This window comes from Acidovorax sp. M14, from assembly GCF_049331375.1.
In the GTDB taxonomy this organism is placed as follows: Bacteria; Pseudomonadota; Gammaproteobacteria; order Burkholderiales; family Burkholderiaceae_C; genus Acidovorax.
Genome location: NZ_CP186263.1, coordinates 628,346 through 642,063 on the forward strand (window position 1 = coordinate 628,346; position 13,718 = coordinate 642,063).

General features: G+C 60.0%; 10 protein-coding genes. All 10 read right to left on the reverse strand.

Going from position 1 to position 13,718, the window contains the following annotated elements:
• Positions 1-24: 24 nt before the first annotated feature.
• The 10 genes from tssG to ACOYR4_RS03030 all read right to left on the reverse strand — a co-directional run bounded on the left by tssG (position 25) and on the right by ACOYR4_RS03030 (position 13,649).
• Positions 25-1,128, reverse strand: coding sequence for a type VI secretion system baseplate subunit TssG (gene tssG / locus ACOYR4_RS02985; RefSeq protein ID WP_310046173.1), 1,104 nt, complete (start codon positions 1,126-1,128; stop codon positions 25-27).
• Entirely contained in the window at positions 1,125-2,999 is a 1,875-nt protein-coding gene (gene tssF / locus ACOYR4_RS02990; RefSeq protein ID WP_422848582.1) for a type VI secretion system baseplate subunit TssF, read from the reverse strand. The genes tssG and tssF overlap by 4 nt, the downstream gene beginning before the upstream one ends.
• 16 nt (positions 3,000-3,015) lie before the next feature.
• Positions 3,016-3,540, reverse strand: a complete 525-nt coding sequence (gene tssE, locus ACOYR4_RS02995; protein WP_209816335.1) for a type VI secretion system baseplate subunit TssE — start codon at positions 3,538-3,540, stop codon at positions 3,016-3,018.
• Positions 3,541-3,552: 12 nt separating this feature from the next.
• Positions 3,553-4,338, reverse strand: coding sequence for a type VI secretion system accessory protein TagJ (locus ACOYR4_RS03000; protein WP_209816334.1), 786 nt, complete (start codon positions 4,336-4,338; stop codon positions 3,553-3,555).
• Between the two features lie 275 nt (positions 4,339-4,613).
• Positions 4,614-6,113 carry a type VI secretion system contractile sheath large subunit gene (tssC, locus tag ACOYR4_RS03005; RefSeq protein ID WP_291442187.1) on the reverse strand — a complete coding sequence of 500 codons (1,500 nt, stop codon included), beginning with the start codon at positions 6,111-6,113 and terminating at the stop codon, positions 4,614-4,616.
• A 26-nt stretch (positions 6,114-6,139) separates the two neighbouring features.
• Positions 6,140-6,688 carry a type VI secretion system contractile sheath small subunit gene (gene tssB / locus ACOYR4_RS03010; RefSeq protein ID WP_209816332.1) on the reverse strand — a complete coding sequence of 183 codons (549 nt, stop codon included), beginning with the start codon at positions 6,686-6,688 and terminating at the stop codon, positions 6,140-6,142.
• 306 nt (positions 6,689-6,994) lie between these two features.
• Entirely contained in the window at positions 6,995-7,993 is a 999-nt protein-coding gene (gene tssA / locus ACOYR4_RS03015; RefSeq protein ID WP_422848583.1) for a type VI secretion system protein TssA, read from the reverse strand.
• Between the two features lie 36 nt (positions 7,994-8,029).
• Positions 8,030-8,770: a type VI secretion system-associated protein TagF gene (gene tagF, locus ACOYR4_RS03020; protein ID WP_422848584.1), complete on the reverse strand. Its 741-nt coding sequence runs from the start codon at positions 8,768-8,770 to the stop codon at positions 8,030-8,032.
• Positions 8,752-12,396: a type VI secretion system membrane subunit TssM gene (gene tssM, locus ACOYR4_RS03025; RefSeq protein WP_422848585.1), complete on the reverse strand. Its 3,645-nt coding sequence runs from the start codon at positions 12,394-12,396 to the stop codon at positions 8,752-8,754. Before tssM ends, tagF begins: the two co-directional genes overlap by 19 nt.
• Positions 12,393-13,649 (reverse strand): DotU family type VI secretion system protein, encoded by a 1,257-nt coding sequence (locus ACOYR4_RS03030; RefSeq protein ID WP_422849617.1) that lies wholly within the window; start codon positions 13,647-13,649, stop codon positions 12,393-12,395. Before ACOYR4_RS03030 ends, tssM begins: the two co-directional genes overlap by 4 nt.
• Positions 13,650-13,718: the final 69 nt, after the last annotated feature.

Genomic DNA, 13,718 nt, shown 5'->3' on the forward strand with positions numbered 1-13,718 from the left:
GGGAAATGGAAAAGCGAAGCCGCGTCACGCGTCCGCAGGCATGGACGCGTGCGCTCTAACGGGTTGGCCACGGGTTTGCAGCCAGCTTTCCGGGTCCAGACGGAAGTCATCTGCGTCAGAGGTTGCAGGGCCATCGAGCATCCAACTGGTCCAGCCCAGGCGGGTTCCGCCGCCCAGTCGCGTGCCGGGGACTTCCTCACGCCGCAGCACGAGTTCGAAATCCCAGGCGTACTCGATACCCAGGTAGTTCCTCACCCAGTCCACGAGCGCCTTGAAATCTGAATGGCCTGGAAGAAAGCGCTCGTACTGCGCCAGTGTCATCGGGCCAATGCGCAGTCGGAACTTGCTTTGCGCATCGGGGACCCTGGAGCCCACCACCGTATCGACGCCCAACTGAGAGTTGCAGGGATGCCGCGAGAGACGGGTTTGTTGCGAGGGTTCAAGCTCGAGGTAGTGCGGACAGTATTCGTGCAGGGCGACGGGTACCCCAAAGTAGCTGGTGATGGCACGCTGCAGACCTTCTGGATTGCGGGTGATGCGCGTGAGGTGGCCAGCCATGTGGAGCTTGGCGTGGTCGTCCACCGCATCACGCTGCCGTGCTGATGGTTCACCGATACCAATGATGCTGGCCAGGTGGCGCCCGAACATCCCGTCACCGGGGCGGTCCAGAGACACCGTGGGCTGGGCATCGGCCCAGGCGCGGAAAAACAGCAGCAGCAGTCTGTGATGGAAGATGTCGGAAAACCGGGCCAGTGTCGGGTCGTCGTATTGGCGCTGTCTCTCGCGGACGTACTCCGTCAAGTGGGTAGGCAGCGGTCCATTGGGACCATACAGACCGAAGTTCCAAACCATCAACCGCTCCGGCTGGCCGGCAACGGCTGGCAGCACCTCTGCAATGGTGGCCGGGGCAAAGGCGAGAGAAGGGTCCTGGCCCAGGCGTATCGGCTCCGCTTGAGGGCGCGCAGCACGGCCCAAAGCCGGTAGATCCGGATGGCGGGCCTGCAGCCATCGCAAGGCGAAAAACAGATCAAAGGCGTGTGGATCGGTGCGCAAGCGCTGCCACAGGTCAGCGCTGCCATCTTGCCGCGGCAACGGAAATTTCCGGTTTGGAGATGCTGCGCCGGTCATGTATTGGGCCTCTGGCCTGGGCGAGCTTCCCATGTGGCGAGTGGTCCTCGCTGCCGAGAGTGCAAAGACAGTTCAGTGAAGCTGTTGACGCCGACATGGCGCGCGAAAAAGCGCTCGAGCACACAGGCCAGCGGCCATGCGCTCACGCCAGCGAACGAAGATTCATCGACTGTGAGCGTGATGCCCACCCCCCGGCCATATAGCAGTTGGCGGTGTTGGGCAAGGCGCCTGGTGATGGGCTGAATGCTGACTTCTTTCAGCCCGGCAACCTGGCCAGCCAGGGCATGGTTGCCCAGGGCGAGGTAAAGGCTCATCAGTTCGCGCAGCGTGGCTGCGCCTTCCTGCTCTGACAGGTCGGTCATCGCGAGGTAGTTCAGCGACAGATGCGAGATCAATCTCCAGGTGATCTCATTTTCTGCCACGCTGCCCATCGGACGCGATGGTCCGGCGACGGTGCGTATGGCGCCGATGGGTGCTGAGTCGAGGGTGATGAAATCACCCTCGGCTTGGTTGATCGGCATCAGCAGAGGCAGATCCCGGTTGGTGCACAGCGTGCGTACCGAAAGCTGTTTGAGGTCGTCGGAAAAGGGGGCTGCCCGTTGGTCCACCAGCGACAGGAACACTTCGCTGCCAAGGTATTGGGTGCGGGGACCGTAACGTACGGCGTGTTCCGAAAACAGCCGGGGCTCCCTCCGTACGGCGAAATACGCTTGGTCGTCTGAGCGTATGCCGTGGACGGAGGCATACAAGGGGACGAACTCCCGGTCGTTCACTTGGCCCTCCTGGTGGCCGGTGACACTGAGCACGTTGTACACCTCGAAGTCGCGCGGACGTGTGCGCTCCATCACCACGTGGTACTCGTTCACGCCTGCAGACACGTGGATGCGGTCCGCCATGCGTTCAAACAGGTTGATTGCGGGCGTGCAGTGCAACAGGAAATTTTGTCTGTCCACCACCGGTTCGAGGTCTGGGGCTGCCTTGCGCAGCAGCAGCGTCATGGCCAGACGCCTTCCAAGGATCATTTGTAGCGAACTCGCCAGACCTTGGATGGAGAAGAACCGGAAGCGCGGCGGAAAGGCGAAATACTCATGCAGCAACCGGTGTCCCTGAAATGCCCGGTGCGAATACGGCAGGAGGGCCTGACTCTGTTCATATCCTTCGGCCCTGAGGGCTTGGGCCGAGAGGTATCCGTACACCCGGTTCGGATCTTGTGCATCGTGCACTACGATGCCGAGCAGAGATTCGTGCAACAGCTCCTGCAGATGGGATGCCACAGCGTCCGAGGCGTGGATGTACATATCCAGCCGATCCATCGGCAGTTGCGCAAAGTCGGTCGCCCCCTGGGTCTCGATTTCCAGGCGCAAATGCCCCGCCGGCTCCTGCTGCAATCCGAAGCGAGACAGCGGGAGGTCCAGTGGAGGGCCACCCAGAACTGCGCGTTGCAGGGCGATAGGCCAGAGCGTGACGTCGTGCCCGGTACGGAAATCGCACGGTACCTGGTCGTCATGGGTCTTGCGTGAACGCAGCATGCTGCCAGCAGGCAGGCAATAGCCGTCTGCCACGTTGCCCTCGGTATTGCTGGGAGACATCTGGACGACCACCATGGCCGGGGTAGGGGCCAGATAGTGGGGGCACACCATCTCGAGGATGCGTTGTGAAAGCCGGGGGAATTCGGCGTCCATCTTCATCTGCACCCGCGCGGTCAGAAAGCTGAACCCTTCCAGGAGACGCTCAACGTACGGGTCCGCCACGTCCAGGTCTCGCAGCGCGAGCCGGCCGGCCACTTTGGGAAACGCGGCAGCAAACTCGGCCCCCAATTCACGCAGGTAGGCCAGTTCCCGGTTGTAGTACTCCACCAGACGCGGGTTCATCGGTGTGTCCTCGGTGTCAGTTTCTGAGGTCCGACAACACCACTTGACCGGTTTCCAGGTCCAGACTTGTCTTGAGCAGCAGCTCTAGAGGGTAGGGCATGGACCAGAACTGGCATCGGATCTCGAACTGCAAGGTGTTGTGGTGGTTGAGTGAATCGAACGAGGGCAGCAAAGTCACCGACAGTGATTCGGGCAGGACCCGCGGCTCGAACGCCAGGATCGCGCGGCTCACGTTGGCTTCGACATCTTTCCAGTCCAGGTCGGAAAGCAGCTGACCCGCCAGGGGATTCATCCCGTAGTTCAGCGTGGATTTTTCGGCGTGTGCAAGGCCAGAAAAATCGATCTGTCCCGACGCATTGCTTGCGTTGAGTAGCCAACCGAGATCGCGCAACAGCGCCCCACGCAGGCGCGACTCGGTGACATACACCGCATCGGCCTGTTCCGTCCTTCTGGTGGGCTCGTGGTCGGTCAGTCGATCCAGTAGAGCCGGCTGAAGACGATCCTTTTCGGTTCCAAAACCGCTGAGTCTTCTGGACTGCATGACAGGAATGCTTCAATCCACGAAGGAGATAGTGCGCACATCGAGCAAGGCATGGTCTCCCTGGTCAGAGACCCACATTCGTTGGCCACTGCCTGCCACATGGTCGTCACTGATCTCTGACCATTCCGTCCGTCGTGCCAGCCTCAGGCCGTCGTCATCGTGAGCCTGCAGCGGATAGCGCGTGGGTACCAGGCCTCGGAGCGTGCTGTCGTTGACCAACACCAGCTCTGCCGGCTGCCATACAAGGTCTCGAAGGTCTGCGGGTTTCTCCATGGAGATGCTACGCACCGCTGAGAAGGGAACCCAGTAGTAGCAGCCATTGGTGTGAAATTCCAGCACGGGCCCCAGTCGCGAGTCGGAGTCGCTCAGCCATTCGAAAGGTTCGGCGTTGAGCTTGCCGGAGCGGGCCGGTGCCATATCCAGGGCTTGGGCCCGCAATTGCAGCGCAGCATCGGGAGTTCCTTCTGCCTGGGCTTTGAGCGCGTCCACCATGTAACTCAGCCAGGCCGACGGTTCCCCAAGGATGTAAGGCGTGCGACGCCCTTCAAAAACCTCGGTGCGCAGCAATTCGCAGCGCATGGCTTCCCGGTAGGCATGTGCCATCGGAATGGCCTTGGGGTCCAGTTGCGCACATACCTGCAACTGCGCCAGCGCCCTGTCCCAGTCGCCAAGCACCGCAAGCAACTGGAAATAGTAAGTGCGCAGCGAGGCCTTGGAGGGCTCGGCCCGGATCGCGTCCTTGACACGATGGAGTTGAAGGTCCAACGGGCTTTGGGAGTCAAAGAGAATGGCAGTCACGTTGAGAATTGGTGGTGATCATCTGGGGCGTCAGCTTGCGCAGCCGTCTTGACGGATGACCGATTGCGATGCCGTTTCTCCGACGAAGGAGGAAGGTGCACTAAGGCCATTCCGAGTTGCGGTGCGCTCGGACTCAAACTCGTGAAAGTACCTGCCGGCAAACGACAGCGGGTCATTCAGCAGAAATCGGGGGAGACGCCAAGTTGTGAAAAAAGCGAGGGGAACGCGCTAGCCCAGGCTAGCGCGTTCCTTCTTCTTGACTGGGCCAGTGGCAGTCAGTTGCCAGCTTCCTTGACAGAAGGCAATTTGGAAACCAGTCGCAGCGATACCGTCAGCCCTTCGAGCTGGTAGTGGGGGCGCAGGAAGAACTTGGAGGTGTAGTACCCCGGATTACCCTCCACTTCATTCACCTCAACCTCCGCTGCAGCCAGGGGCTTGCGTGCCTTGGTTTCCTGAGAAGAGTTGGAAGGATCCCCATCGACGTAGTTCATGATCCAGTCGTTGAGCCAGCGCTCCATGTCGCTGCGCTCCTTGAACGAGCCGATCTTGTCGCGCACGATGCACTTGAGGTAGTGCGCGAAGCGGCAGCACGCGAACATGTAAGGCAGCCGTGCCGAGAGATTGGCGTTCGCCGTGGCGTCGGCGTCATAGTATTCGGCGGGTTTGTTCAACGACTGCGCGCCGATGAAAGCTGCAACGTCCGAGTTCTTGCGGTGGACCAGCGGCATGAAACCGTTCTTCGCAAGCTCCGCCTCCCGGCGGTCGCTGATTGCGATTTCGGTGGGGCATTTCATGTCTACGCCACCATCGTCGGTAGGAAAGGTGTGTGCGGGCAGATTCTCCACCGCGCCGCCGGATTCCACACCGCGGATGGATGTGCACCAGCCGTAGTACTTGAAAGAGCGGTTGATGTTCACCGCCATGGCATACGCTGAATTGGCCCAGCAGTACTTGCTGTGGTTGCCGCTTGCGGTTTCTTCTTCAAAGTCGAACTCGTCCACCGGATTCGTCTTGGCACCATAGGGAAGGCGGGCCAGGAAGCGGGGCATGGCGAGGCCGATGTATTTGGAGTCGTCGGACTCGCGCAGGCTGCGCCAAGCGGCGTATTCAGTGTTGGTGAAGATCTTGGTCAGGTCCCGAGGGTTGGCCAGTTCTTGCCAAGAATCCATCTGCATCAGTGCTGGTGATGCACCGGAGATGAAAGGGCAGTGGGCTGCCGCCGCCACCTTGGCCATTTCTCCCAGCAGTTCGACATCCGGAGGACTGTGGTCGAAGTGGTAGTCGCCCACCAGGCACCCGAAGGGCTCTCCGCCGAACTGGCCATACTCCTCCTCGTAAACCTTTTTGAAAATGGGGCTCTGATCCCAGCCAACGCCTTTGTAGCGCCGCATGTTGCGATGAAGCTCCTTCTTGGAGATGTTCATCACGCGGATCTTGAGCATCTCGTCCACCTCGGTGTTGGTCACCAGATGCTGCAGGCCGCGCCAGGCGCCTTCGAGCTTCTGAAACTCCGCATGGTGAATGACGAGATTGACTTGCTCGGACAGCTTTCGGTCGATCTCGGCAATGATGGCTTGTACGGTCTGGTAAGCATCGTTGGAGATGGTGGTTACCGATGCAAGCGCCTGCTGTGCAAGCGTCTGTACGGCAGCTTCTACTGCGTCGCGCGCCTGGTCGGTTTTAGGTTTGAATTCTTTGTTCAACAAGGCCACGAAGTCGTGGCCTTCTAGCGACTGGGCGTTGGATGATTCTGTGGCGGCTACTACTGCACTCATGGGTGATCTCCGTTGGCAGGGATGTCTCAGGCGGCGTCGTTTTGCGCTGGCGTCTCAGCGGTGTCTGCAGCGGGCTTGGCATTCGCCGCCAGAGACTTGAGCAGTGCGGGGTCCTGGAGTACCTTGCGGATCAGTTCTTCTGCTCCCTGCTTGCCGTCCATGTACGAAAGCAGGTTATGGAGTTGGGTGCGAGCCTCCAGCAGCGTATTGAGCGGGCCGATGTTGCGCGCCACCGCGGCCGGCGAGAAGTCGTCCATGCTTTCAAATGTCAGATCCACGCTCAGATAGCCTTCGCCAGTGAGTGTGTTGGGCACCAGAAAGGAAGCGCGAGGTTTGATGGACTTCATGCGGGCATCGAAGTTGTCGATGTCGATGTCCAGGAACTTGCGATCGGCAATTTCCGGCAAGTTTTCAAGAGGCTTGCCGGACAAGTCGGCCATCACACCCATGACGAAGGGGATGTGCACCTTTTTCTCCGACCCATAAATTTCCACGTCGTACTCAATTTGCACGCGTGGCGCGCGGTTTCGTGCGATGAACTTCTGCCCGCTCTTACCCACTTTGGTGATTGACATGTTTACCTCTCTCTCAAGTTGTCTGGTTCGATCAACCTCTGGCCGAGACCTCGTGGTTGCCGGTTCAAATGCTTACAAAGTTGTGTGAATTCGCTACGGTTTGTCGTGGTTGAAACGGGTCGTTCCTGAACGGTCTTGGCGTCGAAAACAGCCCTTGGTGCAACCATGACGCACACGCTTCAAAGAATCTCCACTAGCGGGTGAGAAAGTCCACGATTGCATGGAGCCTGGAGGCGTTGAGATGGACGACTGTTTCGGTGTTTAAGTATCCGATCTACCTGCGTAGCGACTGTTACAGTTCGTAGTTCAAGAGGTCTGTTCCGGCTGCACTCCGGTGATCAACTCGATTTGCTGCAGGCTCTGCGGTGCGAGCTCGCGAAGGAGGTCGATGAAGTTCATGCCCATCAGTTTTGCGGATCGGCGAATCAGGAGCGAGGCAGGGTTGGTAGGCTCTGTGTATTCAAGGAATTCGGCGATCTTGACCAACTGTTTGATGGCATCCTCCCGGCTCCTGATCTCCAGGCCGAGAGCTGGTTCGTTGTTCGCGACTGCGTCGGGTCCGCTGTCCGGGCCTGTGGAGGCGGCAACTGCTTGTTCTGACTTGGGCAGAAGGCTATAGAGCAGGGCGACCAAAGACTGAATGTTGCCCATGTCCGGCCGCTGGTGATGGGGTAGCTTGTCATCGCACAACCGCAACAGCTGTTCGAGCGCTTCTTTCGCTTTGGAGACCGCAACAAGGAGGGGATGCTGCTGTTCCATGGCGTGGGCCATGCCCAGCCGCAGTTGATCCATGGTGAGCTGGGGATTGGATTCCGCACGCTGTCCGCGCGCCAGAGCCTCTGCGTCGCGTACTGTGAAGTGACCGAAATTGGAGGCGAGAAACTCTGTCTGCCTCAGCTCGCGCAGTAGGCCGGTCACGTCGTTGAGCATGGCAACAGCGTTCATGCGCATGAAATAGTCGCCGTCTTCAGGCAACGGGTGGATGTCGTCCCAGTACTTTGCCAGCAGGGCGCCTATTAACTCCAATCCACGGGCTAGACCGATGAGCCCTTCGGTGTTTGTCCAGGATCGGCACAGCAGTCCAGCGATGCGCATGTCTTTGCTCTGCACAAGCAGATGCAAGGCACTGCTTTCCACGGATTGCCAGTCGGGGTCCTCGGCCGGAATGATGGTGTCGCCGTACTGCTGTTCGGCCTTGCCGCGGGACAATTGCTCCAGCGCCAAAAAATCCGCCGCGTAGGTCATCTCGGGACCGCACGGAGGCGCAGAGGGGGCTTCGTTCAGGAGTTCTTCGAGATTTTTCATGGTGAATGGGCCTTGAGCCAGCGAGCGCTGGTTACGTCAATGTCTGGAGAACAACCGGGCGAAAAGCCTGCGGTCTGCCTTGCCGTGGTGCACCAGTTCCCGGTATCCCAGGCGATGGGTGGGAGAAATCCACCACAGGCTTTGCTCGCCAAAGTGCGCTGCGTGCGTTCTCCATTCGCCGGCAGGAAGCGCGATGTGTTCGGTCAAATCGCTTGCTGTGGCTTGGTGAGCTTGTGAGGCTTCGTTCAGATCCGACAAGATGTCCTGGATGAGAGATGGCTCACGCTCACCGGGCAATGTGGTGTCGAAAGGGCTGGGCAACAGGCTGACACGCCGATCCAGCTCATCCACGGAAAGCGTGCGGCGTCGTGCATCCACTATGGCAGAGCGTGCACCCGCGAGGAATTCCTTGACTTGCAGGTCGCCTGCAAACGGGCAACCCACATGCGGCGCCGTTGCCATCACAGTGATTGGGTAATAGCGTCCGACACGGTCCATGCTGGGCGCGAGCGCGCCGATGACCGGTGAACCTAGTGTGCTCAGGGACGTAATGAAGAACCACAACGGGGCGTTCACGAAGGTATCAGACCAACTGGTTTCGTCTGCCAGCCGCAGTTGTTCCATCCCCTCGCGCATCCAAGCATCCCACTCGGAAGCGAGCGCATGCGGCATACGCCGGCCCACGAAGTCACCCAGGCTTGGCAACTTGCCGTACCAAGCGATGGAAGCAGGCGCCAGCATGCTACGGAGATCGCTGCTCAGAGGTTGCTCGGGCATTCGAACTCTTCCATGGCCTTGAGGCGAAATGGATTGAATACGCTGCTGGTAGTGACTTCAAACCGTACCCTGCGCCCATCTACATTAAAGATTGCGGAGAACTTCTCCGGCGCATTGCCCGGAAGAAGCTGCGCGCGGTCGAATAGTCGATGCAGCGCCCATGGACCTTCCGTGACCAATCCTGAGTTTTCACCGTTGGTGCTGGTGATCTGCAGCCTCACCTGACCTGTACCCCGCGTGCCCGGCCAATTCATGGATTTGGGGATCTGTGGCCCGTGCTGGTAACGAAGCACGTCTCCATCCACATCCAGGACCATCTGCGAGATGGTCGCATCCATTTCGATGGGCTTGATGTCCAGGCGGATACCGGGCGCCTTGCCCCCTGCCCGAAAGTAGACATCGCGGATGGTGGCCGCTTTCTGAAACGATGCCAGCGAGGCCGATCCTCCAACAGGGGTTCCGTCCACACCTTGCTTGAACGTCCAGGTGGACGCGGAGATGTCGACCATGGGCTGTAGCGTGCTGCGGAAGAATTCATCCATGACGCCACCCATAGCGAACAGTTTGGCGAAATCATCGGCCGTGACGTCGCGTCCTGCGCTGCGTGTAAATGGGTATCTACCCAGTACGGCGCGGCGGCAGAAGTCACCGATGGTCGCATTCAAATTGCCCCCAATGGTGCTGCGCACGTCGCGCCCGACCATGGTGGATGTCGCCTCAGCCAGATCGGTGTACATCAGGTTGAGCGGCGGAGGCAGACGCTTGGCTTCTGCACGCACCCTTTCAAGGGTCGATGAAAGCGTCGGCGGAATGGTGCCTCCCGATTTCACCTGCTGGCGGGCCGATGCGATCACTGCAGACGCCTCATTGAGTACCTGCAGGCTCTGTGTCAGTGGCGAAGGGCCCGAGCCGTTGCTGGTCGCCAGTCGGCGGTATTCGCGGAAGCGGAAGTCCACGATGTCGGCTTCCAGGGTTCCGCTGGGGGTGAGGCCCCCCACGTTGACCTGCTTGCCGGTCAGCCTGCTGAGTTGCCGCTGTTCCTCACGAATGCGGTTCAGCTTCTCTCCCAGCCAACTGCTGGTGCTGGCTCCGCTGCTATCCGCATCTGCATCGGGGCGCCGAGCCAGCGTCGTTTCTTTGGCGACGGCGCGGATGAACTGTTCCAGGCTCGAGTTGGCGGATGAATAAAGGCGAGCCTGCTCCCCCGCCTGATCCAGTGATCCGATGCGGGTGGGGCGCACGTCAGCCAGATAGTCCTCCCACAGCTTGGCGTACTCCATCAGGTACAGGCGTTTTACCTCGTTGGCGACCTGACCGGTCAGTACCTCCTGGGCAGTGCTGCGCTTGCCATCAGCCTGTCCAAGCACCCAGCCTTCTTCCTTGGACAGCAGTGTCGTGACCTTGGGCAGTTCGTGCAGGAACACGCCGTGGTATCCGTCATAGGTGAACAGACCGGATATTCCCTGAGTCAGTGGCCGGCCGCTGCGGCGGCTGAACACCTGCGGTGCTTCGGGGCCGCTGGCGCGCACAACACTGAAGTCAGCAGGCAGGTTATTGCCCGTGATCAACAATTGCTTCAAGCGGCTGTATGCGCGCTGCGCGGGGGACATCTGTGCAAGGCGTTGACGTACCTCACCCACCAGTACAGTGTCGACCGGTGTTGGCGAAATCACCACACGATCGTCAATGAGCCGGTCCAGGTGGTGAGAAAGGCGATCGCCCACGCCTGCCTGCAGCAGCTGGGGCGTCAGACTGGCGTCCCATTCATGTCGGATCCAGGCCTTCACCGTTCGGGCGTCGAAGCGGTCGGCGTCATGGATCATCAGATAGGCCTTCAGCGCTTCGTAGCTGGCCTCAGGGTTGCTGGTCGAGGTTTGCTGTAACGAGCGGCGCAACTGCCGCACGATGCCGGGCAGCCATGCGTCTTCCAGAAGGCGCAGGTAGGTGGTGTCGGCTGCTGTCTCCACTTTCGGGACCTGCAGTAGACCCCAACGCCAACTCAGCGGTGGCGAGCCCGTGTACCGCTCGCTGACGGCGAGCGATTCTGCATGGTCCAGCATCGGCAAGAGCGCCACCAGATTTTCTGGGTCGCTTGTTTTGGCATCTTCAACCGCTTGTCGCAGGGTGCCCACACTGGTCTTCACTTCGTCCAGGTAGGCCAGGTTGTTCTGGTGACTGATGCCCCAGGCCAGCGCAGCGCCACCCAGTGCCAGAGTCAGGCCGATGAGACCGCCTGCCTGAAGTAGTCGGAGCTGCCGTTCCTTCTTGGCGTTGCGGCCGGTCAACCCTGCTTCGTTGAACATCACCCCCTTGAAGAGGGTCTCGATGAAAAAGCTTTTGCCTTGTGGCCCTGCTCCAGGCTTCAGTGGGGTGGCGATAGCAAACCGCCGCTTGAGCGCTGACAGCACACGGTCAAAGGGCATGCCCTCTTGCGTACCGCTGGTGAAATACACGCCACGGAACAAGGGCTTCTCTTTGAAGCGCGAAGAGGAGAAGGCCTCCTGCAACGTTTGGTGTACCAGTTCGCGCAGGCCCACAAACTGCTGGGGTAGCCCGTAGATCAGGCCACGCCGGACAAGGTCCGGCTCAGCCAGCAGGCGCTGGGGAAGCAGGCGATTGATTTGTGTCACCAGCGCGTCAAACTCTGCGGTGAACTGGCCCGTAGGGTCAACGCTGGACGAAGCATTTTCTCTGTATTGCTGGGTGAAGCCCCAGACCTGGGCGCGCTCATCGCGCGTCATCTGGCCGAAAAACTCATTGAAGCCCGCCAGCAGGTCAGCCTTGGTGATCAGTACGTACACGGGGAACTTGATAGCAAGTTCATCGCACAGCTCCCCGAGCCGCGCGCCGATGGTCTTTGCCAGGCGCGCGCGCTCCGCTTCAGTACTGCTCAAGAGTTCTTGGACGCTGAGCGTCACGATGACGCCATTGATGGGCTGCCGTCCGCGAAAGCGCTTCAGAAGCTGTAGAAAGCCCGACCAGGCGGCCTTGTCTTGCACGACATCGCTCTCGTGCGTGGTGTACCGGCCAGCGGTATCCAGCAGCACTGCTTGGTCTGTGAACCACCAGTCGCAGTTGCGTGTACCGCCCACGCCTCGGATCGATCCCTTTCCGAACTGTTCGGCCAGTGGGAAGTCAAGCCCCGAGTTGGCCAGTGCAGTGGTCTTGCCCGATCCTGGAGAGCCAATGATCAGGTACCAGGGCAGCTGATACACGTAGCGTTTGGTAAAACGGCCGAACAGGCCGCTTTCTGTGGAGCCAAAGCGGGTTTTGGAAAGAATCCCTACGGCCTCTTTGAAACGCCCCTCCAGTTCAGTCACCTCTTCCTGGCCAGGTGCCAGTTCTTGAGGGGTGTCACGACCAGCCGTCATCCGTGCGATCTGCCCCATGAGCCTGTCGTTCATGCGTTTGGCACGCCACCAGTGAAAGAGTAACTTGATCACCCAGATGGCGAATAGTGCGGCGATGAGGGCCCAGCGCAGGCTCTCGCTTTCCAGTGGCTGATACGGCTTGATGTAAACCAAAGGGCCGATGAACCAGATCACCAGGCTCAGCAAAACCAGGCCGATGAAGGCCAGGGTAAAACGATTGAACAGCAGCGCTGCCATATTTCTCAGCATGCTCATTTCTTGACGCTTTCAGTCCGCGGGGCATCGCCGTTGAGCTGCAGCTCTTTGTCACGTACCTGGGGTGCTACCAGCAGAACGATTTCCACGCGTCGATTCCTTGCCTTGCCTTCGCTTGTGGTGTTGGGTGCCACAGGGTCCGCTTCTCCACGGCCTTCAGCATGCACGCGCTGACTGTCTTGGACGGTGCTCAGCAGCATGTCTGAGACGGACCGAGCCCGGTCTTGGGAGAGGTGCCAGTTGGAGGGGTACCTCGCCGTGCGAATGGGCGAGTTGTCGGTGTAGCCATTCACGACCACTTTGCCGGGTACTTCGTTCAAGGCGGTGGCGATGCGCTGGATCACCTGCACATAGCGAGGCTTGACCACGTTGGAGCCCGCGTCGAACAAGCCGTCGCCGCGCAGGATGATCGTGCTGCGATCAGCTTGGTCAATGACCTCGACCAGACCTTCGCGGATTTCAGGTTCGAGGAATTGGCGCAGCCGGGGCTTGTCCGTGCTCGCTACGGCCGCGATGGCCTTGGGGAACCGAATGCCGTTGATGGAGGCGAACAGTGCGTCGGACTGTGCTGCGAGCCGGTAGCTGAACCAGAGGAAGAGTGCGAATGCGAGCAGCAGCGCGAGTGCTGTAGCCACCCACAGCGGCACCATGGTCCACGGGGGCGTCGCCTTGCGTTCCTCGCCTCTCCAGCGAAGTGATAGTGCGCCGCTGCGATCGCCGCGTGTGCTTTCGATCAAGGCCAACAGACGGGCCTTGAGTGTTTCCAGCTGGCTTCGCCCGTTCTCGATCACGCGGTAGCGGCCTTCAAATCCGAGCATGAGGCAGAAGTACATCAGCTCGATCAGGTCGATGTGCTGGTGCGGCGTCTGAACAAGCTTGGCCAGCAGCTGGAAAAACTTTTCGCCCCCCCAGGTTTCGTTGTGCAAGGCAACGAGTAGGCTGAACTTGGGCCAAACACCAGAGCCGCCCCAGGGCGTTTGCGCCGCAGCCTCATCTACCACGGTACACAGGCAGTACCTTGCCCCGATCACAGTCTCGATCGGAACGCCTGCAACACCCGCACTGCGTTCGAATTCGCGGATGTTTGCAAGTAGCAGGCGCTGGAAGCCCTCGGGGTCCGCGTTCGAGGCCATCGCGCGGATCTGAGGCACGAGATTGAGCAGTACGTTCGCGGATGCCACCAGTGGATTGCCCCCGCTGACCACATCGGGCAGGCTCGTGAGCGGCATATTCTGGGGGTCTGCTCCAGACATGGGTATGTCGGGCGTGCCGAATGCGCCATGCTCGGTATGGTCGCTGGCGCTGAAGGCAAAAACGTTGTC

Bases quoted from the DNA above. Each gene is read 5' to 3' on its own strand.
- tssG (WP_310046173.1), bottom strand. From the start codon at position 1,128: ATGACCGGCGCAGCATCTCCAAACCGGAAATTTCCGTTGCCGCGGCAA.
- tagF (WP_422848584.1), bottom strand. From the start codon at position 8,770: ATGCCCGAGCAACCTCTGAGCAGCGATCTCCGTAGCATGCTGGCGCCT.
- tssE (WP_209816335.1), bottom strand. From the start codon at position 3,540: ATGCAGTCCAGAAGACTCAGCGGTTTTGGAACCGAAAAGGATCGTCTT.
- tssB (WP_209816332.1), bottom strand. From the start codon at position 6,688: ATGTCAATCACCAAAGTGGGTAAGAGCGGGCAGAAGTTCATCGCACGA.
- tssF (WP_422848582.1), bottom strand. From the start codon at position 2,999: ATGAACCCGCGTCTGGTGGAGTACTACAACCGGGAACTGGCCTACCTG.
- ACOYR4_RS03030 (WP_422849617.1), bottom strand. From the start codon at position 13,649: ATGTCTGGAGCAGACCCCCAGAATATGCCGCTCACGAGCCTGCCCGAT.
- tssM (WP_422848585.1), bottom strand. From the start codon at position 12,396: ATGAGCATGCTGAGAAATATGGCAGCGCTGCTGTTCAATCGTTTTACC.
- tssA (WP_422848583.1), bottom strand. From the start codon at position 7,993: ATGAAAAATCTCGAAGAACTCCTGAACGAAGCCCCCTCTGCGCCTCCG.
- tssC (WP_291442187.1), bottom strand. From the start codon at position 6,113: ATGAGTGCAGTAGTAGCCGCCACAGAATCATCCAACGCCCAGTCGCTA.